22 protein-coding genes and 3 tRNA genes are annotated in these 20,850 nt (G+C 65.6%); 5 read left to right on the top strand and 20 right to left on the bottom strand.

Annotated elements, in window-relative coordinates:
• The first annotated feature begins 16 nt into the window (after positions 1 to 16).
• Positions 17 to 1,165 carry a phosphatase PAP2 family protein gene (locus H290_RS0101535; protein ID WP_196809479.1) on the top strand — a complete coding sequence of 383 codons (1,149 nt, stop codon included), beginning with the start codon at positions 17 to 19 and terminating at the stop codon, positions 1,163 to 1,165.
• Between the two features lie 93 nt (positions 1,166 to 1,258).
• Here H290_RS0101535 and H290_RS27505 read toward each other — a convergent pair whose 3' ends face one another.
• Together H290_RS27505 and H290_RS0101525 are read right to left on the bottom strand one after the other, a co-directional pair.
• Positions 1,259 to 1,471 carry a hypothetical protein gene (locus tag H290_RS27505; protein WP_020104987.1) on the bottom strand — a complete coding sequence of 71 codons (213 nt, stop codon included), beginning with the start codon at positions 1,469 to 1,471 and terminating at the stop codon, positions 1,259 to 1,261.
• A 2-nt stretch (positions 1,472 to 1,473) separates the two neighbouring features.
• Positions 1,474 to 1,890 (bottom strand): hypothetical protein, encoded by a 417-nt coding sequence (locus H290_RS0101525; protein WP_081631455.1) that lies wholly within the window; start codon positions 1,888 to 1,890, stop codon positions 1,474 to 1,476.
• A gap of 306 nt (positions 1,891 to 2,196) precedes the next feature.
• Here H290_RS0101525 and H290_RS0101520 point away from each other — a divergent pair.
• The 3 genes from H290_RS0101520 (at position 2,197) to H290_RS0101510 (ending at position 2,494) form a co-directional block, all read left to right on the top strand.
• Positions 2,197 to 2,269 (top strand) — tRNA-Glu (locus tag H290_RS0101520).
• Between the two features lie 33 nt (positions 2,270 to 2,302).
• Positions 2,303 to 2,376 (top strand) — tRNA-Asp (locus H290_RS0101515).
• A gap of 44 nt (positions 2,377 to 2,420) precedes the next feature.
• Positions 2,421 to 2,494 (top strand) — tRNA-Phe (locus tag H290_RS0101510).
• A 387-nt stretch (positions 2,495 to 2,881) separates the two neighbouring features.
• Here the strand turns inward: H290_RS0101510 and H290_RS0101500 are convergent.
• From H290_RS0101500 to H290_RS0101425, 15 genes are all read right to left on the bottom strand, one after another.
• Positions 2,882 to 3,583 (bottom strand): DUF6390 family protein, encoded by a 702-nt coding sequence (locus H290_RS0101500; protein WP_020104984.1) that lies wholly within the window; start codon positions 3,581 to 3,583, stop codon positions 2,882 to 2,884.
• Positions 3,584 to 4,660, bottom strand: a complete 1,077-nt coding sequence (hypE, locus tag H290_RS0101495; protein ID WP_020104983.1) for a hydrogenase expression/formation protein HypE — start codon at positions 4,658 to 4,660, stop codon at positions 3,584 to 3,586.
• Positions 4,653 to 5,753, bottom strand: a complete 1,101-nt coding sequence (gene hypD / locus H290_RS0101490) for a hydrogenase formation protein HypD (RefSeq protein WP_020104982.1) — start codon at positions 5,751 to 5,753, stop codon at positions 4,653 to 4,655. Before hypD ends, hypE begins: the two co-directional genes overlap by 8 nt.
• Complete coding sequence (locus H290_RS0101485) at positions 5,750 to 6,073, bottom strand: HypC/HybG/HupF family hydrogenase formation chaperone (RefSeq protein ID WP_020104981.1); 324 nt, start codon at positions 6,071 to 6,073, stop codon at positions 5,750 to 5,752. Before H290_RS0101485 ends, hypD begins: the two co-directional genes overlap by 4 nt.
• Before the next feature lie 9 nt (positions 6,074 to 6,082).
• A complete protein-coding gene (gene hypF, locus H290_RS0101480; protein ID WP_020104980.1) occupies positions 6,083 to 8,299 on the bottom strand; it encodes a carbamoyltransferase HypF in 2,217 nt (738 codons plus the stop codon).
• Positions 8,296 to 8,538 carry a HypC/HybG/HupF family hydrogenase formation chaperone gene (locus H290_RS0101475; protein ID WP_020104979.1) on the bottom strand — a complete coding sequence of 81 codons (243 nt, stop codon included), beginning with the start codon at positions 8,536 to 8,538 and terminating at the stop codon, positions 8,296 to 8,298. Before H290_RS0101475 ends, hypF begins: the two co-directional genes overlap by 4 nt.
• A 3-nt stretch (positions 8,539 to 8,541) precedes the next feature.
• Positions 8,542 to 9,003, bottom strand: a complete 462-nt coding sequence (locus tag H290_RS0101470) for a hydrogenase maturation protease (protein ID WP_020104978.1) — start codon at positions 9,001 to 9,003, stop codon at positions 8,542 to 8,544.
• A 112-nt stretch (positions 9,004 to 9,115) separates the two neighbouring features.
• Entirely contained in the window at positions 9,116 to 10,351 is a 1,236-nt protein-coding gene (locus H290_RS0101460) for a hypothetical protein (protein WP_020104976.1), read from the bottom strand.
• Positions 10,348 to 10,974, bottom strand: coding sequence for a DUF6084 family protein (locus H290_RS0101455; protein WP_020104975.1), 627 nt, complete (start codon positions 10,972 to 10,974; stop codon positions 10,348 to 10,350). Before H290_RS0101455 ends, H290_RS0101460 begins: the two co-directional genes overlap by 4 nt.
• Complete coding sequence (locus tag H290_RS0101450) at positions 10,962 to 11,567, bottom strand: DUF5947 family protein (RefSeq protein ID WP_020104974.1); 606 nt, start codon at positions 11,565 to 11,567, stop codon at positions 10,962 to 10,964. The genes H290_RS0101455 and H290_RS0101450 overlap by 13 nt, the downstream gene beginning before the upstream one ends.
• Positions 11,564 to 12,412, bottom strand: coding sequence for a NifU family protein (locus tag H290_RS0101445; protein ID WP_020104973.1), 849 nt, complete (start codon positions 12,410 to 12,412; stop codon positions 11,564 to 11,566). The genes H290_RS0101450 and H290_RS0101445 overlap by 4 nt, the downstream gene beginning before the upstream one ends.
• Positions 12,413 to 12,416: 4 nt before the next feature.
• Positions 12,417 to 14,213, bottom strand: coding sequence for a nickel-dependent hydrogenase large subunit (locus H290_RS0101440; protein ID WP_020104972.1), 1,797 nt, complete (start codon positions 14,211 to 14,213; stop codon positions 12,417 to 12,419).
• 17 nt (positions 14,214 to 14,230) lie between these two features.
• Positions 14,231 to 15,286: a hydrogenase expression protein HypE gene (locus H290_RS0101435; protein WP_020104971.1), complete on the bottom strand. Its 1,056-nt coding sequence runs from the start codon at positions 15,284 to 15,286 to the stop codon at positions 14,231 to 14,233.
• A gap of 109 nt (positions 15,287 to 15,395) precedes the next feature.
• Positions 15,396 to 16,133 (bottom strand): hydrogenase nickel incorporation protein HypB, encoded by a 738-nt coding sequence (hypB, locus tag H290_RS0101430; protein WP_020104970.1) that lies wholly within the window; start codon positions 16,131 to 16,133, stop codon positions 15,396 to 15,398.
• A gap of 4 nt (positions 16,134 to 16,137) precedes the next feature.
• On the bottom strand, positions 16,138 to 16,470 hold the full coding sequence (locus H290_RS0101425; protein ID WP_020104969.1) for a hydrogenase maturation nickel metallochaperone HypA: 333 nt from the start codon (positions 16,468 to 16,470) through the stop codon (positions 16,138 to 16,140).
• Between the two features lie 219 nt (positions 16,471 to 16,689).
• Here H290_RS0101425 and H290_RS27500 point away from each other — a divergent pair, with 219 nt between their 5' ends.
• Positions 16,690 to 17,745, top strand: coding sequence for a HoxN/HupN/NixA family nickel/cobalt transporter (locus H290_RS27500; RefSeq protein WP_020104968.1), 1,056 nt, complete (start codon positions 16,690 to 16,692; stop codon positions 17,743 to 17,745).
• 79 nt (positions 17,746 to 17,824) lie between these two features.
• Here the strand turns inward: H290_RS27500 and H290_RS0101415 are convergent, their stop codons facing one another.
• The 3 genes from H290_RS0101415 to H290_RS0101405 are packed head-to-tail and all read right to left on the bottom strand — an operon-like array spanning position 17,825 to position 20,826.
• The gene (locus H290_RS0101415) at positions 17,825 to 18,406 is read right to left on the bottom strand and encodes an alpha/beta hydrolase (protein ID WP_020104967.1); all 582 of its coding nucleotides are present in this window, start codon (positions 18,404 to 18,406) and stop codon (positions 17,825 to 17,827) included.
• Entirely contained in the window at positions 18,403 to 19,740 is a 1,338-nt protein-coding gene (locus H290_RS0101410) for an MFS transporter (protein ID WP_020104966.1), read from the bottom strand. The genes H290_RS0101415 and H290_RS0101410 overlap by 4 nt, the downstream gene beginning before the upstream one ends.
• Positions 19,741 to 19,773: 33 nt before the next feature.
• Positions 19,774 to 20,826 (bottom strand): 3-keto-5-aminohexanoate cleavage protein, encoded by a 1,053-nt coding sequence (locus H290_RS0101405; protein WP_020104965.1) that lies wholly within the window; start codon positions 20,824 to 20,826, stop codon positions 19,774 to 19,776.
• Positions 20,827 to 20,850: the final 24 nt, after the last annotated feature.

The raw sequence follows: 20,850 nt of genomic DNA, 5'->3' as shown, positions 1-20,850 counted from the left end.
GTGAACTATTCCGAGCATGTCGATTTCTCGTTCACGCTCTCTCGCCTTGACGTTGCTGGCGACCGTAGCGCTCGTTCTTCCCATCGGTGGTGGGGTTGCCGCCGCGGACACTGCGCCTCAAGCGTTCAGTCCGGCGGAGCTGGTCGGTCCGTACCCGTCCGATTTCCCGCCGGGCGGCACGTATATCCCGGTGCTCGACGGCTTCACCGCACTCAACGACAACAATCCTGCCCTGATTGCGCAGAACCTCCAGACCGTCGTGCGGATCAACAACGACGCGACGCCGGCGGCGCAGCAAGACGCCATCGACATCAACTACGACGACCGCCTCATCTCGTTATCGGTTGCGCTCGGCGCAAAGCTCGGCCCGGTGTTCCTCGATCTGCTGGACGCCGGCAAGCTGCCGAAGGTTGCCGCACTCGCCGAAGGCGAGCTCGCGCGCACCGGACTGCCCTCGGCAACAACGCTCCCCGAGAAGGAGTACTTCGACAATCCGCGCCCATTCGTGGCGGCTCCGGCCCAGATCAAGCACTACGACCGTCCCGGTGGCGACCTGTACGCGCAACTGGAGACGAACGGATCGTACCCGTCGGGCCACAGCAGCCAGGGTTACTGGAAGGGCGCGCTCCTGGCATCGTGGCTACCGGAACTCGGGCCGCAGATCATCGCCCGCGCCGGTGAAATCGGTCTCGGCCGCGTCGTTCTCGGTGTCCACTACCCGCTCGATGTCATGGGTGGCCGCCTGATGGCGATGGATCTCGCCGCAGCGCGCCTCACCGACCCGGCGTTCGATCGTCTCATCGACGACGCCGGCGTACAGCTGCGTGAGCAACTCGAGAAGGCTGTCGGAGTGCCGCTGACGCAGTTCATCTCTGCCGACACCCCGTACCTGACGACCGAGCAGGCCGTCGCGGAGCACCGGCAGTTGATGACCTACGGTTTGCCCCGCGTGGCACCCGATCAGCAGAATTCGATTCCGGCCGATGCCGCAGCCCTTCTGGAGACCAAGTTCCCGAACCTGACCAATGCGCAGCGTCTGGCCATCCTCGAGCGGACGGCCATCCCGGCCGGTTACCCGCTCGACAAGTCGGGCCCTGACGGTGGCTGGCTGCGGATCGACCTCGCAGCGGCATACGCGGTGGACTCCCTGTCCTGGAGTAAGTAAGGCTTCGAGTCACCACTGAGATCGATCGAGGCCCGACCGGAACATCCGGTCGGGCCTCTTTCGTCGTGACCACCGGTCGGCGACCGGCTCAGGTCACATGCTGGGGGCGGGTTCGACTCGCGTCACCAAGCGTCCTCGGCTGATGATGGCGTCGTTCTCCAAAGTCGTTACTGCCTCGACCATTTCGCGTCGCAGAAACTCGAGTACCGGTGTCATCTCGGCACTCAACTCGTGGTCCTTGGAATACTCGGTCAGAGTTTTGTCGAGTCGGCGAGCCGTTGGTGGAAGGTCCAGACGTTCGAGCATGACTACTCCTGTGGTTGTTGGTAGTGGTGAATGACGTCCGACAGCGTGGCGCCGTGATCGAGCAGGGCGTGGGTCCAGACGTCGTTGACGCTTGACATGGAGACGCCGTCCGCCAGCAGGATGATCGGATGCGAATCCGGAGTCGTGATGGTTGTGCGCGAATGACGTGCCCGCCGCAGCGTCCGGCGCGCGATGACGTCACCGAGATTCTTGTCGGGAAGCCCTTCCAGATCTGCGACAAAGAGAACGTCCCACTCCGCAAGCAGGTCGCCGGTGACCAGTTCGGGTTCTTGCTCTTGAATGCCGGTGACCACCGGCGTGGCGTCACTGGACTGATCGGGGCGAGATCGGTGGTAATTGAGCAGGTCTGCGAAGACGCGTTGGTGTGGAGCAGCTGCACGGATTGGAGGTGCACTCATGGTGATCAGCCTGATTCGGCTACGAGCCGAAAATGACCAACGGGATTCCGCGAGCTATGAGGTTCGACTGGCTTCAGCCTACTCGCGGCCGGGCAGGCGCCTCGGGGCAAAGTATGATCTTGAACACAGGCCGGGGTGGGCTGGGGTCGGGCTAGGTCTGGACCCTCCACACGCTGTACTCCCGGTGGCGGGTGGCAAATCCGGCCCAGGGAGCCCTCCATGCCGGGAAATGGCACCTGAACAGGGGATTTGGGATTTGTCGCATCTGTGTCATATTCTGATTCAGCTCCCATACGGGGAACACCGGCCCCCTTCGTCTAGCGGCCTAGGACGCCGCCCTTTCAAGGCGGTAGCGCGGGTTCGAATCCCGTAGGGGGTACGCATTGCCAGTGACGATGGCAAAGCACTGCAAGGCCCTGTGGCGCAGTTGGTTAGCGCGCCGCCCTGTCACGGCGGAGGTCGCGGGTTCGAGTCCCGTCAGGGTCGCAAGTAATTGCGACTAGGTATTCAGGTTCGCCTGGGTTTCGTTCGGCCAGGTAGCTCAGTTGGTACGAGCGTCCGCCTGAAAAGCGGAAGGTCGTCGGTTCGATCCCGACTCTGGCCACATTATGTAGGTCAGAGAGGTTCTGACCAGAAGATCCGGTTCTCATCGAGAACCGGATTTTTGCGTCTTCGGTGTACGACAAGCTCGCGCGGTTTGGTCGGCGCCGCAGCCGGGTAATCGCCATACCCGCCGCCAACCAGGTGGTGGGACGACGGTGGAGGCAATGATGTCGAACAAACCGGGCGAGCATCTGCAAACCGAGCCGCAATCCGAACGCGGCGAGCCGGGCTCACGGGACACCGGGGCCGACGGACCGGGCGGCGGTCCGGCCGATCGTCCTGCTGGATCGTTCGAACATGAGGAGGTCCAGTCCACTGACGAAGATGCTGGGACCGAGGATTCTCGTGAAAGCTAGTGGCGCGGCAGCGTATGGCCGGCGATCTCCGGCTAACCGACTAGCCACCGATTGACGAGATCGAGTGTCGCTGCTGTCCCCAGTTCCAACGCCTCGACGTCCGCCGCGCCGAGCTGCCCGCACACCCAATCCCAGTGCGCGGAGACCACGTCGCCCTCGACCGGCGCGGCGGTGAGTGCGGAGCCACCCCTGCGCCACCGCACGACCTCCGTCGCCGGTCTGCCCAGCGCCAAGCTCCGACCGTCGTACTCGAGCGGTGCCGACATCAACTCGACCTCATCGCCGACGACTCGCTGCACCGCCCCCCAGCGAATCCGGCAGGACTGCAGCACACGCAGCGGCGTCGACGCATCTCCACGTCCGAAAAATCGCACCCACGGGTACACCACGCAGACATGAAAGCTGTGGTGTGCGGTCGCGGACGGCACGTCCGCGAGCAACCCGGTCGCCTGGCCGGCGAATGCGGAGCGCAGCCGGTTGAGTAGCGCATCGGGATCGAGATCGTCGAGTAGCGGGCCGCCGACCCAGTAGGTGCGCACCACAGCCGGATCAAGCGGGTCGGCGCCGGTCGCGGCCGCGATGGCCTCCAGGTACGGCCAGGCGCCGTTGAACTCTCGTGCGCGGTCCGCGAGTTCGTCGAGACCGGTTCCCTCCGGCCCGCAGTAGCCGAGCTCGTTGGGTGGAAAGGCGTACCGGGCGAACAGCTCGTGGCCCTCGCGCGGTGACATGCTCATTCAACAGATCCGCGGAAGTTGCTCGCCCACCGGCAGATCCACCACGCGTGTCCCGCCGAGCGCGGTGCGGGTCACGACAATGCCCGGATGCTCCGCGACGCACTTGCCGATCACCGTCGCGCGGGTGCCGAGCGGATGCGCCCGCATCGCGTCGAGAATACGTTCGGCGTCTGCGGCGGGGACGAACGCGACGAGCTTGCCTTCGTTGGCCACATAGAGCGGGTCGAGTCCGAGCAGCCCGCACGCGTCGCGGACCTCCTGCGGGATCGGCAGCATCCGCTCGTCGAGTTCCACCCCGACGCCGGCGGCCTTCGCGATCTCGTTGAGCGTTGCGGCCACTCCGCCGCGGGTCGGGTCGCGCAACACATGCACGTCCGCGCCGGTGTCCAGCATGGTCGCCACCAATCCGTGCAGCGCGGCGGTGTCGCTCGACACGGTCGTGCCGAACTCGAGTCCTTCCCGGCAGCTCAGCACCGCAATGCCGTGCACACCGATGTCACCGCTGATCAGCACCGCATCACCCGCGGTTGCACGGTCGGGACGGATATCGGCACGCGGGTCGATCAGCCCGATCCCCGCGGTGTTCACGTACACCCCGTCGCCGTGTCCGCTGTCGACGACCTTGGTGTCCCCGGTGACGAGCTTGACGCCCGCGGCGAGTGCAGCTGTGCCCAGCGCGCGGGCGACGTGCGCGATCTCTTCCAGCGCAGTGCCCTCCTCGAGGATGAACGCGGTCGAAAGCACCAGCGGCTGCGCGCCCGCCATCGCGAGATCGTTGACCGTACCGTTGACGGCGAGGTCGCCGATGCTGCCGCCCGGGAACACAAGTGGGCGTACGACGAACGAGTCGGTGGAAAACGCCAGCCGGGTGCCCGCCACCTCGACCACCGCCGAGTCACCGAGCGCGGCGTCGGCGGCGGGACCGAACGCGGGCAGGAACAGGTGCTCGATGAGCTCGGCCGACATGGCACCGCCACCACCGTGACCCATCACGATGTTCGGCGCATCCCGCAATGGCAGGGGACAGACCCACGCCCCCGGGTCAATGGATGCAGCATCGATGGACACTTCAGGCATGGGTCACCTCGAGCCGTCGGTACAGGTAGTACGCGGCGCATGCGCCTTCCGAGGAAACCATGGTGGCGCCCAACGGATTTCGAGGGGTGCATTCTTTGCCGAATGCGGCGCACTCGTGTGGTTTGATGTGGCCCTGCAGTACCTCACCGGACCGGCAGATCGCGGACTCGGCCGTGTGCAGGTCCTCGACGGCGAAGCGGTACTCGGCGTCGAACTCTCGATACTTCGGGGCGAGTCGCCAGCCGCTGCGGGGAATCGTCCCGATGCCCCGCCAGGCGCGGTCGGTGACTTCGAAGACATCGGCCAGCATCGCCTTCGCCGGTTCGTTGCCCTCCGCCCGGACCGCGCGCGGATAGGCGTTCTCCAGTTCGTGGCGTCCGGATTCGAGCTGAATGACGGTGCGGCGGATACCCTCCAGGATGTCGAGCGGTTCAAAACCGGTCACCACGATCGGTACCCGGTACTTCTCGGTGAGCGGCGGGTATTCGGCGGTACCCATCACGCAGCACACGTGTCCGGCGGCCAGGAAGGCTTGTACCCGACAGTCTGGTGACTCCATGATGGCAGCGACCGCGGGTGGCACGAGAACGTGCGAGACCAGCAGCGAAAAGTTTTGTACCCCGAGTCTTTTGGCCTGATAGACGGTCATTGCGTTGGCGGGAGCGGTGGTTTCGAACCCGATACCGAAGAACACCACCTGCCGGTCCGGGTTGTCGCGGGCGATGTTGAGCGCGTCCAGCGGCGAATAGACGACGCGGACGTCGCCGCCCTCGCTCTTGACCCGGAAAAGGTCCTTGCTGCTGCCGGGCACGCGCAGCATGTCCCCGAACGAGCAGAAGATCACGTTCGGCCGCGCCGCGATCTCGAGCGCCTTGTCGATGATCTCCAGCGGCGTGACGCATACCGGGCAACCCGGGCCGTGAATCATTTCGATCTCATCCGGAAGCAACTGGTCGATCCCGTGCCGGATTATCGAATGTGTTTGCCCACCACAGACTTCCATGATCGACCATCGCTTGTCCGTGGCGGCGTGAATCTGGTCGAGCAGCTTGCGGGCCAGATCTGGATCGCTGAACTCGTCGAGATACTTCATGATGCCGTCTTTCCGTTCGGCTGGGGCACTTCAGTCGGTGAGGGCAGACCGGCCTGCTTGGCCGCGATCTCGAAGCCGTCGCCGAACTCTTCCTTCAGCACGCCGAGGTGTTCGAACTCGGCGAGAGTCGAAATAGCGGATTCCTCATCGAGCCGCTGGATCGCGAAGCCGACGTGCACCATCACGTACTCGCCGACGGAGGCGTCCGGGATGTACTGCAGGCACACGTCTTTTCGGACGCCGCCGAAGTCGACCACCGACATCAGCGTGCCGTCCCGGTCCTCGAGGCTGAGGATTCTGCCCGGTACCGCAAGACACATAGCGACCTCCTAACTCGCGTTTCCGACCATGACTTGTCCGAGCGCGAGCCCGCCGTCATTGGGCGGCACACGCCGGTGGGTGAGCACATCGAACCCGTGTTCCATCAGCAACGCGGTCGTGCGGCGCAGCAGCGTCGGGTTCTGGAAGACACCGCCGGACAACGCAACGGTGTGCTGACCGGCGCTCTCGGCGAGTGCGACGATCAGCGCAGCAATGGCTTCGTGGAATCGCGCGGAGATGACGCCGGGTGGCACTCCGCTCCGCACGTCGTGGACGATCGAGCGCAGGATCGGGGCCGGGTCGAAACCATCTGTCCCGATGCCGAATTCGTACCCGTCGGCGACAATTCCGCGACCGATGCCCTCGAACTCGATCGCGGCCTGGGCTTCGTAGTCGCAGACCTGCCGGACTCCCGCGAGCGCGGCGACCGCGTCGAACAACCGGCCCATGCTGGACGTGGGCACGCACCCCAGTCCGGTGTCGAGTTGGTGCGCCAGCACCCGGCGTTCGGTGGGCGGGCACGCTGCCACCGCCGGCAGGTCCTCGTCCCACGCGACCCCGGCGGCGCGCAGGTGCGCGAGCGCCATCCGGTAGGGCCGGCGAACGGCGAGGTCGCCGCCGGCGAGTGGAGCGTAAGTGAGATGGGCGAGACGGTGAAATCCCTTGTAGTCGGCGAGTAGCACCTCACCGCCCCAGACCGCGCCATCCGGTCCGAAGCCGGTGCCGTCGAACGCGAATCCGGTGACGCGCTGCGAACCGTCGAGTCCGTGTTCGGCCATGACAGCAGCGATGTGGGCGTGGTGGTGCTGCACGGTCCGAACCGGCCGACTACCGGCATGGCGGTGGGCCCACTGGGCGGAGCGGTATCGCGGATGTGCGTCCGCGACCAGGAGGGTCGGGGCGACGCCGGTGAGTTGTTCCAGGTGCTGCTCGGCCGCGGCGAACGCCGAAAGGGTGGCCAGATCGTCCATGTCACCGATGTGTCCGCTGAGCCAGGCGTAGCGGCCGTCGGCGAGCGCGAACGTGTTCTTCAGGTCGCCGCCGACCGCGAGTGTCGGCACCACCGGCACCGGAAGTGCCACGGGTAGCGGGGCATAACCGCGAGAGCGCCGGAGCGGGAACTCCGGGCGCAGCACGGAGTCGTCGCACGGCACCAGGATCGGGCGGTCATGGCGCAGGAAGCCGTCGGCGAGCCCCGCCAGCCGCACGCGAGCGTCCTCGTCGGTGTGACAGATCGGCTCGCCCGCCAGGTTCCCCGAGGTCATCACCAACGCGTCCGGCATGGGGTCTTCGAGCAGCAGTTCGTGCAACGGGGTGTAGGGGAGCATGACGCCGAGGTCGGGGTTGTGCGGTGCGACCGCCGCGGCGACCGGGGCGTCCGGACGGCGGGGCAGCAGCACGATCGGGTGTTGCACTCCGGCGAGCAGGCGTTCGTCGTCGATCTCGACCAGGGTTCGAGCGCAGTCCAGGTCGCGCACCATCACCGCAAACGGCTTGTCCCCGCGCTGTTTCCGCTCGCGTAGCCGCGCGACCGTGTCGTCGTCGGTGGCGTCGCAGGCGAGGTGGTAGCCGCCGATCCCCTTGACGGCGAGGATTTTTCCGTCGCGGATGAGGTCTCGCGCGGCCGCGAGTGCTGCTTCGCCCACCAGCTCGCCGAAGTGCAGTGTCGGCCCGCAGTTCGGGCAGCAGATCGGCTGGGCGTGGAAGCGGCGGTCGGCGGGGTCGGCGTACTCGTGGGCGCAGTCGGCGCACATACCGAACCCGGACATCGCGGTGCTCGGCCGGTCGTAGGGCAATGCGGCGATGATGGTGAACCGTGGTCCGCAGTTGGTGCAGTTGACGAACGGATGCCGGTAGCGGCGGTTGGTGGGATCGCGCAGCTCGGCAGCGCAGTCCGCGCACATGGCGACGTCGGGAGACGCGAGGGTCCGGGCGTTGCCGTCCCTGGTGGTGTCGGCGATGTGGAAACCTGTGCCACCGGCCGGCGGAAGATCTCGCCGCGTCAGCGATTCGATGACGGCGAGCGGCGGTGGACTGCTGCCGAGTGCGTGTTCGAACGAGTCGAGATCGGCTGCATCGCCTTCGATTTCGATGAGGGCGCCGGACGGGTCGTTGCGCACGGATCCGGTCAGCCCCAGCGCGGCGGCGGTGGTGTAGACGAATGGACGGAAGCCGACGCCCTGCACGACGCCGCGCACCTCGATCCTTCGCCGCACCCGGTTCATATCGGCTCGCCTCGGCCCATCAGGTTCAGTCCGCTGAGTGCGGCTTCGGCACCGGCGCGGTCGGTTCGTTCCACGACGAATCCCAGGTGGATGATCACCCAGTCGCCGGGTCGGAAGGTTTCCTCCGGCAGCATGCCGACGTTGACCTTGCGCTCGGCGCCGCCCACGTCCACGAGCGCGAGCATGTCGCCGTAGCCGTCGAGCATTCGCACCACGCGGCCGGGGATTCCGAGGCACATGGCTCAGCCCGCCAGGTCCGCGAGGACGGTTTCGAGCGCCTCGACAGCGGGACCGACCGCGGCCGACACCGGTTCGCTCAACCCCATCCTCTCGCCGACGTCTGCCGCCTCGCAGCCGACGACGACGGTGCGTGGTGGACTGCCGCCGAGCGCGCGCAGACTCGCGAAGACGGCCGACGGGTCCATGCTGTGCGCGTCGAGTCCGGGTGTGCCGGGCAGCGTCTCGTGGTCGGCCTCGAACACCCGCAATGCACCTGGGTGACCGGTGGATGGCACCGCGTCGATGAGCACGAGCGCGTCCCAGTCGTCGAGCAGGTCGTAGGCCAGGTGCATGCCACGGATCCCGTAGTCCTCGATCCGCACACCGTCCCGCTCCGAACCGGTCGCGCGGCGTACCACCTCGGGCCCGAATCCGTCGTCCCCGAGGAAGATGTTGCCGATACCGGCGACCAGTATTCGCGTCACATCTGGCGAATCTTGAGGTACCGCTGAATGTCCGGGATCGACTTGATTCCGATCACCACACCCAGCACGACGACGACTACCGCCGTGAATGTCGCGAACTCACCGACGAGTTTCATGGTTGCGCTCCTATCGGTTCGACTTCTTCTGGTGCGAAGTACAGGTAACGGCCGTACCAGTCGTGCAGGTCGGCTGCCGGATCGTCCTCGACGACGACCGCGACGTGCTTGTGCCCGTCGACGTCTTCGTGCACGGACGTGACCCGGGCGGTCTTGCCGTCGAAGAACAGGTCTTGTGCGTCGGCACGTCTGGACGGATGCAGACGCACCCTGCTGCCCTTCGCGACCGGCACACCGTTCACCAGCACCGCGTCAGAGTCGGGTTGGACTGCGTTGTCGGCAAAGGGGTCCCACCAGTCGATGCCGTCCGGAACTTCCGGGATCAGCGAGTGCGGTTCGCGCAGGGTGCCGTGCAGGCGCTGCATCGCCTCGGGCGTCATGGCGTCGCACTGGTCGATGATCGCGGCCGCGCGCGGATCGGTGGCGCGGGCCAGCGCCTTCTCCTCGTCGGTCATCGTCATGACCCGGAGTGTGAGGATTTCGTCGATCTCGGTCGCGTCGAACAGTGCGCCCTCGCTCTGTTCGGCGACCTCGGGATGGTCGTAGAGGATGATCGGCGAGATCAGTAGCAGGTCGTGCTCACCGGGCTTGCCGGCCAGGACGGGAAAGCAGCGGTGCTGGGTACACTTGGCAACGGCGGACCCAGCCTCGGGCGGTGGTTCCAGTAGCGAGACGAACTCGCCCTCGGCGATGACGTGGGTGCCGATCATCGGTTGTGCCACATCGCGATTGCGCACTGTGAGGGTGACCCGCCACAGGTCGCCGTCGGGTTCGCTGCGCACGACGAGTACTCCGGTCATCGGCTCGCGGGTGCGCACCAATCGTCCACCGTCGACCGGTTCGATGTCGCGCCCGCCCGGCACGTTGAGCGGCATCGTCTGGTCCAGCCCGGCGACCTCGAATGGCCCGAAGTGCAACTCGCACTCGATGCCCTCGTCCCAGGTGAGCCAGGTCCGGCCACGTGCGCTCAGTTCCCGGACCGGCTCGAACCCGCCCGGCCCCGCACGCTCGACCCCGCGGTGTTGCAGTTGCAGGAACCGCACACACAGCGTGATCCGCCCGGTGCAGATGAACTGCGCTGCAATCGAATCCGGCTCGTCGCCGCCTAGCACACCCCACTGGAATCGGGCGACGTTCTTCATCGAGTCGGCGCGGTACGGGTAGAGCAGGTATCCCTCGTACAGCACCGCGTCGGCAATGGTGCGCGCTCGCTCCCAGGCTGCTTCGCTCATCGCGGGTCTCCGTTCGCGATCAGCTTCTCTATGGCCTCGTCGAGCGAAAGCAACCCGTGCGCCGACTTGTATCCGGCGAGCGCGGTGATGTTGTCGTGGCGCAGCCGCACCCAGCCGGCGTCCGGGTAGTGCTGTGCGACGAGATCGCGCCAGACGGCGACCGGCAGGTCGTAGTTGGTGTCTCGGTCCCACGGCACCTGCTGCACGGCGAACCGATCTCCGGTGACGAAGATCGTTCCGCTGAACAGGAATTGCAGGGGGACCGTGCCTTCGCGCAGCGCGTGCAGGTATTTCGACGCGGTGACCTCGAAGTCATAGGTGCATTCCAACGGCATCGCGACATCGGTTGTGCCGGTGAAGCCGGGCACCATCGCGGTTGTGTGCTGCCAGAGGAACGTCCGCTGGGTGTTGGCCCAGCGCTCACGCGGCCCGAACATGTCGTGCAGGCCTTCGCCCTCCGCGTCGGAGTAGCCACGCCGCAAAGGATCGATACGGACCTGGGCGCGCAGCGCGATCGCATGCACCGGGGACGATGCCGTCACCGCCACCCGCGCGGTCAACATGGGTGTCACCGCGTACTGTTCGGGCGCGACATCGACTACGGCGAAGCTCACCTCGGCCATGGCGTCACCTTCGCCCGCTCGGCGAGCCCGGCAAAGAATGTATCGATGAACTCGTTCGCCTCCTGCCCGCCGTCGAATCCGCGCCACAGCATGCGCAGCCGGCCGACGAGTTCGTAACACGCATCGATCGGCACCAGGTAACACTCATTGTCGTGGACCAGCAGCGCCTCCACATCGTCGGCGAGCAGATCGACGCGTGGCTCGGCGGTGCGCACCGAGTCCCAGGAATCCAGCGACAACTCCGATTCCGTCGCCCCTGCCGAACCGGGATAGAACCCGACCATCCGGCCGAGCGCCGAGTTGCGGAAGAAGAAGGCCAGCCCCACCGGAATTTGCAGCGCGGCCAAGTCAACGTGCGCATCCGGGAATGCCAGATACCGATCCGGAACCGACCGGTAGCGCAGTTCGGCGTGCTCGTCGGTGAACAGCAAGTAGCAGCCCCGGCACACGCACATCAGCTGACGGCCGGCGACATTGACGACGTGCTGATGCTCGTCGGCGATCTGTTCGGCGCACATCTCGCATCGCTCCCCGGGTGGTTGCGCTTGGCGACCGTCCCGGATCTTGGCGAGCACGTCGTACGGCGTCGTCATCCCGCTACTCCTGCCAGCGAGAGCACGCCGTCGCGTTCGAGTAGCGGCAGCGGATCGAGGTGCCCCGCGGCGATCCCGGCGCCCGCGTGCACGACGTCGAATCCGGCACCGCATGTGCAGCTCAGCATGCCGCCGTCGAGCGTGGATCCGGCCAGGCTGCCGTCGCAGGCCGGGCAGTGGTCGCGGTAGGCGAAGAGGTCCGGACCGACCCGGCAGGCGAGGAATACCGTCTCGTCCACCGCGAACCCACCGACTTCGCCGGGCGCGAGTGCGGCCACCTCCGGCACCGCGTGCCAGGCATGGTCGCGGTGCTCGTGCCGGATGTGCTCGAACAGGGAATCCGTCCCGATGACGGCCGACTCCGGTTCGGCCGCAACCACTTCGATCGAGGTGATCTCCGGTGCCGCGGCGCGCACCGCGTCCTCGACGGCGAGTTCGAGCGTGACCGAGGACGACGGGCAGGTCTTACAACTGCCGCGAAGCTCCAGACGCACCACGTCACCGGCCACCTCGACGAGTGAGACGTCGCCGCCGTGCGAGCCGAGGTAGGGCCGCACGCTGTCCAGTGCGTCGCAGACCCGGCGCTCGACCGGATGTGGGTGCAAGCCATGAACCAGCAGGAGGCTCGCAACGAGATCGTCTTTGACAAGTAGCTCGGGGTCGATCAACGACGTGATGCGTTGCAGACCTGCGCCATAGAGGTCGACGACCTCGCGTACCAACTTCTCGGAACGCTCCCGCGCGAGCGCGCCACCGGACGCACTCGCATCCAGCAGCGTCGCTATGCGGTCCCCGGCCTCGCGCCACCTGCCATCATCGTCGGCGTGGTTCGAAGGCGTTGTCACGCCGTCACTCTCCGGTGGGTGACCCGGTGGGCGAATGCACCATCTCCAGCGTCTTGCCCTTGCCGAGATACATGTGCACACCGCAGGGCAGGCAGGGGTCGAAGCTGCGCACAGTGCGCATGATGTCGATGCCCTTGAAGTTCTCCCGGTCGTTCTCCTCGAAGATCGGTTGTCCTTGCACCGCATCCTCGTACGGACCCGGCGTGCCGTAGCTGTCGCGCGGGTTCGCATTCCACGGGGTCGGCGGGTACGGATGATAGTTCGCGATCTTGCCGTCGCGGATCACCATGTGATGCGACAGCACACCTCGCACCGCCTCGGTGAACCCGCAGCCGATGCCCTCGTCGGGTACCTCGAACTTCTCCCACGTCTTGGTGCGCCCGGCGCGGATCTCGACGAGCGCCTTCTCCGCGAAATGCAGTGCGCACGCCGCCGCGTACGCCTGGAAGTATGTCCGTGCGCGATTGCGTTCGATGGTGTTGCTGCCGTATTCGGGGATCTTCCATTCGAATTCGACCGGCCCCTTCAGTGCGGTCTTGGGCAGGTTGATCTGCACGCTGTGCCCGGTGGACTTGACGTAGCCGATGTCGACGAGATTCGCGAGCGCCGTCGACCAGAGCCGCGCCAGCGGTCCGCCGCCGGTGTCGAGCGCGAGGTGGTCCTTGCCGTCGTACCACCGCGGCGACATCACCCAGCTGTACTTGTCCTCCAGGTCGCGCTTCTGCGGCTTGGGGTTGGTGTGCTGGTTCCACGGGTGCCTCCGGTCCACCGGGTTGCCCAGCGGATCGGTCTTGACGAACATCTCCTGATCGGACCAGTCGTCGTAATATGAAGAGCCCAAAAGGATCCGGATTCCCAGGTTGATGTCCACCAGGGACGTGGTCACCAGCTTGCCGTCGACCACGACACCCGGGGTGACGAACATCTTGCGTCCCCAGGTCTCCATGTCCTTGTAGGCAAAGTTGCAGAACTCCGGATCCTGGAACGAACCCCAGCAGCCGAGCAGCGTGCGGCGCAGGCCCACCTTCTCGTAGCCGGGCAGCGCCTCGTAGAAGAAATCGAACAGGTCGTCGTGCATCGGCACGACCTTCTTCATGAACTCGACGTAGCGCATCAGCCGGGTCATGTAGTCGGTCATCAGCTGGATGGTGGCGACCGTGCCGACCCCGCCCGGATACAGCGTGGACGGGTGGACGTGGCGGCCTTCCATCAGGCAGAACATCTCTCGCGTGTAGCGGCTGACATGCAGTGCCTCGCGGTAGAACTCGCCGGTGAAGGGATTGAGAGCGCGCATGATGTCGGCGATCGTGCGATACCCGTGCGCGTCGGCGTGCGGTGCCTGGGTGTTCTCCGCTTTGGCAAGCACGCCGGGGTTGGTCTCGGCGACCATCTTCTCGCAGAAGTCCACGCCGACCAGGTTCTCCTGAAAGATGTTGTGGTCGAACATGTATTCGGCAGCTTCGCCGAGATTGACGATCCACTCACCGAGGTGCGGCGGCTGCACGCCATAAGCCATGTTCTGCGTGTAGCAGGAGCAGGTGGCATGGTTGTCGCCGCAGATCCCGCAGATGCGGCTGGTGATGAAGTGCGCGTCGCGCGGATCCTTGCCCTTCATGAAAATCGAGTAGCCGCGGAAGATCGACGATGTGCTCTTACACTCCACGACTTCCTTGTTGTCGAAATCGATCTTTGTGTAGATGCCGAGGCTGCCGACGATACGAGTGATCGGATCCCACGCCATTTCGACGAGGGCACCGGGTTCCGCGTTCATCTGCGAGGGCTCGGGGATGATCTGAGTCATCGTGCCTTCCTTCGGTGTTACCAGGTGCGGGTGGCTCCGGTTACGAGCTCGGTGCCGCGATGCCGCCAGCGCGGCTCCTTGTCCACGGTCTTGCCCGTGATGTCGCGCAGATTGCGGATCACCGTTCCGTACAGTCCCGACGCGGCGGTGGACAACTTGCCGCCGGGCGGTTCGTCCATGAACGGCTGGAACTTGTCCGGGAAACCGGGCATGGTGCAACCGATGCAGATGCCACCGACGTTCGGGCACCCGCCTACACCGTTGATCCAGCCGCGCTTGGGCACGTTGCATTTGACGACCGGGCCCCAACAGCCCAGTTTCACAATGCATTTGGGTGACCCGTACTCGGTGGCGAAATCGCCCTGCTCGTAGTAGCCGGCCCGGTCGCAGCCTTCGTGCACGGTGGCACCGAACAGCCATTTCGGACGAAGAGCGTCGTCCAGCGGGATCATCGGCGCCTGATCGGTCGCCATGTAGAGCAGATAGGTGAGTGTCTCGGACAGGTTGTCCGGGTGGGTTGGGCAGCCGGGGACACAAACAATCGGGATTCCGGCTTTGCTCTTCCAGTCCCAGCCGAGGTAGTCGGGCACACCCATCGCACCTGTCGGGTTGCCTGCCATGGCGTGAATACCGCCGTAGGTGGCGCAGGTACCGGCGGCGACGATGGCGGTGGCCTTCGGCGCGAGACGGTCGAGCCATTCGCTGGTGGTCATCGGCTGCCCGGTCGCGGGGTTGTTGCCGAACCCGCACCAGTAGCCCTCGTCGTGGAGTTGTTCGTTCGGGATCGACCCCTCGACCACCAGTACGAACGGATCCAACTCGTCGCGATCGGCCTTGAAGAACCATTCGAGGAAGTCATCGGCTCCCCCGGTAGGTCCGCATTCGAAGTCGATCAGCGGCCAATGGACGGCGATCTTCGGGAGTCCGGGGAGCGCGCCGAGCGCGATCTCCTCGACACTCGGTTGGGTGGCGGCAGTCAGCGCCACCGAATCGCCATCACAACTCAGACCGGCGTTGATCCACAGGACATGGATCAAAACCTCTTCCGCTTTGACTGCTGCCTCGCTGGGCATGGGCTGCAGCTTTCCGGGACCGGGCGAAATGGCCCCTGCCCTGCCGGAGTCGACCCTCGGCCCACTTGTGCAGGGCTAGGTTTTTCTCTACTCCGGGTGGATGGTCTTGTCAACGGGCGATAGCCGAGACTTCGCTCGTACGCGCGGCGATCCAGTCGTACCACCGTTGCAGGCCATCGCCTTTCGTCGCCGAGACCGGGATAATCTCGACGCCGGGATTGACCGAGCGGGCGTAGGCCGAGCACGCGTCCAGATCGAAATCGACGTACGGCAGCAGGTCGGTCTTGTTGATCAGAACCAGGCCCGCGGCGGCGAACATGTGCGGGTACTTGAGTGGCTTGTCGGTGCCCTCGGTGACCGAGATGATCACGACCTTGCAGTGTTCACCGAGGTCGAAGAGGGCGGGGCAGACCAGGTTGCCGACGTTCTCGATGAACAGGACGGAGTCGGGTGCGGGGTCGAGGTCGTGCAACGCGTGATGCACCATGTCGGCGTCGAGGTGGCAGCCCGCGCCGGTGTTTATCTGGACCGCGTCGGCGCCGGCGGCGGTGATCCGGTCCGCATCGATGAGAGTGTCCTGGTCACCCTCGATGACGGCGATGGGACGGTCGAGATCGCGGATGGTTCGCTCGAGCAGGGTTGTCTTGCCCGCGCCGGGAGAGCTGGTCACGTTGAACGCGAGAATATTGCGTTCGGCCAGGTGAGCGCGGTTGTGCTCGGCGAGCTCGTCATTCTTGGCCAGGATCTTCTGCTCGAGCGTGATGGTCTCGGTGTGGTCGTGGCCGTGTTCGTGCTCATGGGTCGTCGGGGGTGCCTCGGGATTGCCGCAGCCGCAGGTGGCGCACATCGGGTCACTTCACTTCCATGGAGAGGATCTGCAGTTGACGCCCAGAAATGACCCGGACGTTCGCACTTCCGCAGTTCGTACAGAGCAGGATCGGATCCGGGAGCTCGAAGTCCTGATCGCATGTCTTGCAATGGGCTCTGCCTTTGGGCATGTCGATGTGTAGCTGGGCGCCCGCGGCGACGGTGCCTTCGGCGGCGAGGTCGAAGCAGAACCGCATGGTGTCGGGAATCACCGCGGTGAGAGTGCCGACTTCGAGGTTGACCGCGAGCACGCGGCGGCCGGCGGCGTGGGTGCACACCGCATCGACGACGCTCTGCGTGATGGCCATTTCGTGCATGGGTGGCCGTTCGTTGGGTGGGTTCCAGGGTATGCGGGGGTGAGGTGGGACACAACAGGCGGAGTCTGCGCAGCCGTTGTACCAACTCACCCCCCGCAGTAAGCTGATCGACATCGAAAGGCGCTGATGTGTAGTGGCCAAGGTTCACCCGGTGGATGCAACACCCTAAGGGAGAGAGGGTGTTTGGATGGATGCTCGCCGACCCTCCACTGAGAACGGATGCAGCAGATGCCGATCCACCTAGAGACGCCAACCGTGCGGTCCGCGCCGGATTCCGCCGGCGGCGAGCACCGCACCGAACGAACGCGGCTGATGATCACGCTGGCTGTCGTGATCGGATTGCACATCGTCGGCTTCGGGCTGGTCGGACTCGCGGCGATGTCAGGCTTCGGACACGTGCTCGGTGCCGGGGTCGCGGTGACTGCATATCTGGCCGGCGTGAGGCACTTCGCCGACGCCGACCATCTGTGTGCGATCGACAACGCGACGCGCAAGTTCGTCGGTGAGAAACAGCGACCGACGAGTGTGGGGTTGGCGTTCAGCCTTGGCCATTCGACTGTCGTGTTGCTCATGTCAATCGGCGTCATAGTCGCGACCAGCTCTGCCGGGGCGCTGCTCGCCGAAGGCAATCCCGTCGTCGGCACGCTCGGCATTGTCGGCGGGGTTGTCTCGGGCGGATTCCTCGTACTGATCGGTGCGTTCAACCTGGCCGGCATCCGCCGGACACGTCGCTTACAGAGCGAGGGTGACTCGTCGGCCGAAACCGGCACGGTGATGTCCCGTCTCATGGCTGCACCGCTACGCCGGGTCCGTCGGCCCCGACACATGTACCTGATCGGTTTCGCCTTCGGTGGCGGCTTCGACACCGCGACGCTCATCGGTTTGCTCGTACTCACCGCGACCACCGTGGCCTCGGGGGCGGCGGCCGTTTACGCGGTCGCGCTGCCGTTGTGTTTTGCAGCCGGGATGACCCTCGGTGACTCCCTCAACGGGTATTTCATGATGCGCATGTATGCACGCGCTGCCGACGATGAGCGTGCCCCCCGGTTCAACCACGTGGTCACCGCGATGTCGGTCGTATCCGCCTTGGCCATCGGGACACTCATTCTGGCTGCGACGGCGCGGGAGGCGTTGGGGTTGTCGGACGTGTTAACCGAACATCTGGCCGCGATCGATCTGGAATACGCCGGTTTCGGGCTGATGGGTGTGTTCGCAATCGCCTGGGTGGCATTCCTGATTCACCGGCGACGCCACGGCGACCCGAGCACCCTGTGATGCGACCGGTGCCTACCGACAAGGTTGTCGATAGGCACCGGGTACACATGCCACGGCTGGCGGCGACTTGCACTTCAACTCACAGAACAACCTGTTGTCGCGCGTCGATCAGGTCGCCGAGGAGTTGTTCGGCCATTGGCCACGGGCCGTAGCCGGCTGCGGGATTCAGGTGGCCGACCGCGCCGACGGAAACCAGACGGCTGCCCCACGCCTGTGCCATGTCGGCGACCCGGCGCGGGTCGGCAAGTGGGTCGTTGGTGCTGGCGGCGACGATGCTCGGGAAGGGTAGTTGTCGTCGGGGGATGGGGTTCCAGCCGCCGCGTTCGAGGTCATCGGTGGTCGGATACCCCTGGGGCAGTGGATTTTCCACGTCGGCCGGGGTGGCCAGTAGGGCACCTTCGATGCGGCGGGTCGCTTCCTGCGCCCAGTGCACCGTCGTCATGACGCCTGCACTGTGGGCCACCAGGACCACGGGGCCGTCGACGGAGTTCACCACCTCGTCGAGCGCGGCGACCCGGGCGACGCGGCTGAGCTTATCGTGCTCGAGTGGCGGAACGGTGACGGTGTTGTCGAGCTTGTCGGCCAGGAAAGTCTGCCAGTGCTCGGCGACGTGATCGCGAAGGCCGGGCACGATCACCACGGTGACGGTCGATTCGGTCATGAGTGTTGCTCCGCCCTGGTTGTGGTTGCGGCGTCGAGGGCCCGGAGTTTGGCCAGGCCTCGTGGGTGCAGACGCTTGCCGAGGACCATGGCGGCGGCCGCGGGAATGTAAGCCACCGGTGCCCACTGGAGGGCGCCGAGCAGGCCGAGGTGGTCTGCCAGTATGCCGACGACCATCGGGCCCAGCGCCAGGCCGAGCAGGTTGTTGGAGAGGGTCAGAGTGCCCATGCCCGAGGCCTGTACCGACCGGTGGGTCAGACCGGCGACCATTGCCGCCGTGGTGCCCGAGGAACCGGCGCAGAAGAACGCGCCGATGGCGAGCAATGCCAGTTGGGTCGGGCCGGTCTCGACGCGGAATGCGATCATGAGACTGGTGAAGCCGATCACGCAGTACCCCACGCCGACCGTCCACTTGCCGGTGATATCGCTGCGGCTCAACCGATCTGCGATGAAACCGCAGACGATCATCCCCGCGGCCATCAGCAGAACGAATGCGGACGCGACCACCGCTGCGCGCCCGGGTACCAGGTCGTAGGTGCGGTTGAAGAAGCTGGGAAGCCAGGCAAGCATCACCGCGGCCATGAACATCTGCAGGCCACTGCCGACGTAGGCGCACAGCACCGCCGGATTGGTGAAGAGGCTGGAGAACGGTGCGCGCCGCACCACCACATCCGCCTCAGGCCGCTGCACCTGGTACTTGGCGACCCGGCGTTCGGTGATCAGCAGCTTGAACGCGGCGGCGAGTATCAGGCCCAATACGGCCATCGCAGCGAAGGACCAACGCCAACCGAGGCTGGTGGCGATCACGCCACCCAAGGCCACACCGATCACCGAGCCGAACGATCCACCCGCCATGAATGCACCCGCCAGTGCGGCGTGCACCCTGGGCGCGAACACGCTGAGTACCAGCGCAATTCCCACGCTTCCGTATGCGGCCTCGCCGACGCCCACCAGGAAGCGAGCGACGAGCATGTGCTCATAACTGCCGGCGAGGGCGCAGGCGAGGGTGGCGACGCTCCAAAGGACCGCCATCAGAACCAGGCTGCGGACGCGACCCCACCGATCGGCCAGGATCGAAATCGGCAGCGTGAGCAAACCGACCATCAGTGCGACCACGGACGTGAGCGACGCGAGCTGCGAATCGGCCAGCGCCCATTCGGTTTTGAGAAACGGGAAGACGGCGCTGAGTACCTGCCGGGACATGTAGTCCGACAGCAACAGTCCGAACGCGAGCGCGAAGACGATCCATGGGTAGATCCGACGTTTACGGGGCGAAACTCTTTCGGACGTCGGCGCCGTGGTGGACTCGCCGAGCGAAGGTGCGATGGCAGTCATTTTCTTTGGTGTCCTTTGGATTCCGTCGCGGGTCTATGCGTGACCGGTGAAGCCGACTTGGCCGGGCAGGCGGTTCGGCGCGTAGCCGAGCTTGGCGAGGGTTTCGTCGACGCTGGAGTACTGTTCGCCGATCCGGTAGATGTCGCGAGCCTCCTTGCCGTCGGCAACCTCGCGGCCCAATTCCTGGGCAATCCGGACCAGCTGCTTGACCTGGTCGACGGACTTGATCTTCTCGCCCTTGCGGCCCCAGAGCGTGTCCTCATTGCCGCACCTGGCGTGCAGGCCCATCGCGATGGCCATTGTGTTCACCGGGAGTACCGAGCGCATCAGCGTCTCCAGTGTGAGGATCGCGCCGTCCGGCACGCGCTTGACGAACTCCATGATGTTGTACGGGTTCGGGCCGTCGAAGCCGCCGCCGATGCCTACCCAGGTCACGTTGAAGGGACCCATGTACTTGCCGCGCCGGATCAGCCGCTCGACGGTCTCGAGCTGCGGGATCGACGAGAGCTGGAAGTGCGGCTGGATGCCCGCGGCAGTCAGGCGACGCAGGTGCTCCTCGACCCATGCCGGGCCCGCGGGCACCGTCATCTCGCGGTAGGTGTCGGACAGTTCGGGGCGAGTCATGGACGTGCCGGCGATGTCGGAGTCGGTCATCAGCTCCATGATGTTCATCTGGCTGGTGTTGATGGCGATGGTCACCTGATCGGGCTTCGGATCCAGCTCGGCGAGCATGTGCCGAGTGTCGTCCGAGAGCCATTTGGCGTCTTTGCCGTCGCCTTCGGGTGCGAACGAGATCGAGCCGCCCACCTGGAGGATCATGTCCGGCACGGCCTCGCGCAGGCCGGCGAGCAACTCGTTGAACTTCGAGAGGCGCTTGCTGCCCTTGCCGTCCATCTCACGGACGTGGATGTGCAGAACGGTGGCGCCGGCCTCGTAGCAGTCGACCGCCTGCTGCACGTGCTCCTCCATGGTGAGCGGCAGGTCTTCGCGGAAGTCGTCTATCTCCCATTCGGGACCGTACGGGGCGCAGGTGATGACCAGCTTGTCCTGGACCTCGGGGAACAGTGCGTCGTCGTGGAAATGCATGGGAAATATCCTTTGGGTTGGGTT

The sequence above is a fragment of the Nocardia sp. 348MFTsu5.1 genome (genome assembly GCF_000383535.1).
Classification (GTDB): Bacteria; Actinomycetota; Actinomycetes; order Mycobacteriales; family Mycobacteriaceae; genus Williamsia; species Williamsia faeni.
This window is presented reverse-complemented; position numbering and strand designations above follow the sequence as displayed.

What these genes read in the sequence shown, in the direction of transcription:
- H290_RS0101535 (WP_196809479.1), top strand. Translation starts at nt 17, where the DNA reads ATGTCGATTTCTCGTTCACGCTCTCTCGCCTTGACGTTGCTGGCGACC.
- H290_RS27505 (WP_020104987.1), bottom strand. Translation starts at nt 1,471, where the DNA reads ATGCTCGAACGTCTGGACCTTCCACCAACGGCTCGCCGACTCGACAAA.
- H290_RS0101525 (WP_081631455.1), bottom strand. Translation starts at nt 1,890, where the DNA reads ATGAGTGCACCTCCAATCCGTGCAGCTGCTCCACACCAACGCGTCTTC.
- H290_RS0101500 (WP_020104984.1), bottom strand. Translation starts at nt 3,583, where the DNA reads ATGAGCATGTCACCGCGCGAGGGCCACGAGCTGTTCGCCCGGTACGCC.
- hypE (WP_020104983.1), bottom strand. Translation starts at nt 4,660, where the DNA reads ATGCCTGAAGTGTCCATCGATGCTGCATCCATTGACCCGGGGGCGTGG.
- hypD (WP_020104982.1), bottom strand. Translation starts at nt 5,753, where the DNA reads ATGAAGTATCTCGACGAGTTCAGCGATCCAGATCTGGCCCGCAAGCTG.
- H290_RS0101485 (WP_020104981.1), bottom strand. Translation starts at nt 6,073, where the DNA reads ATGTGTCTTGCGGTACCGGGCAGAATCCTCAGCCTCGAGGACCGGGAC.
- hypF (WP_020104980.1), bottom strand. Translation starts at nt 8,299, where the DNA reads ATGAACCGGGTGCGGCGAAGGATCGAGGTGCGCGGCGTCGTGCAGGGC.
- H290_RS0101475 (WP_020104979.1), bottom strand. Translation starts at nt 8,538, where the DNA reads ATGTGCCTCGGAATCCCCGGCCGCGTGGTGCGAATGCTCGACGGCTAC.
- H290_RS0101460 (WP_020104976.1), bottom strand. Translation starts at nt 10,351, where the DNA reads ATGAGCGAAGCAGCCTGGGAGCGAGCGCGCACCATTGCCGACGCGGTG.
- H290_RS0101455 (WP_020104975.1), bottom strand. Translation starts at nt 10,974, where the DNA reads ATGGCCGAGGTGAGCTTCGCCGTAGTCGATGTCGCGCCCGAACAGTAC.
- H290_RS0101450 (WP_020104974.1), bottom strand. Translation starts at nt 11,567, where the DNA reads ATGACGACGCCGTACGACGTGCTCGCCAAGATCCGGGACGGTCGCCAA.
- H290_RS0101440 (WP_020104972.1), bottom strand. Translation starts at nt 14,213, where the DNA reads ATGACTCAGATCATCCCCGAGCCCTCGCAGATGAACGCGGAACCCGGT.
- H290_RS0101435 (WP_020104971.1), bottom strand. Translation starts at nt 15,286, where the DNA reads ATGCCCAGCGAGGCAGCAGTCAAAGCGGAAGAGGTTTTGATCCATGTC.
- hypB (WP_020104970.1), bottom strand. Translation starts at nt 16,133, where the DNA reads ATGTGCGCCACCTGCGGCTGCGGCAATCCCGAGGCACCCCCGACGACC.
- H290_RS0101425 (WP_020104969.1), bottom strand. Translation starts at nt 16,470, where the DNA reads ATGCACGAAATGGCCATCACGCAGAGCGTCGTCGATGCGGTGTGCACC.
- H290_RS27500 (WP_020104968.1), top strand. Translation starts at nt 16,690, where the DNA reads ATGCAGCAGATGCCGATCCACCTAGAGACGCCAACCGTGCGGTCCGCG.
- H290_RS0101415 (WP_020104967.1), bottom strand. Translation starts at nt 18,406, where the DNA reads ATGACCGAATCGACCGTCACCGTGGTGATCGTGCCCGGCCTTCGCGAT.
- H290_RS0101410 (WP_020104966.1), bottom strand. Translation starts at nt 19,740, where the DNA reads ATGACTGCCATCGCACCTTCGCTCGGCGAGTCCACCACGGCGCCGACG.
- H290_RS0101405 (WP_020104965.1), bottom strand. Translation starts at nt 20,826, where the DNA reads ATGCATTTCCACGACGACGCACTGTTCCCCGAGGTCCAGGACAAGCTG.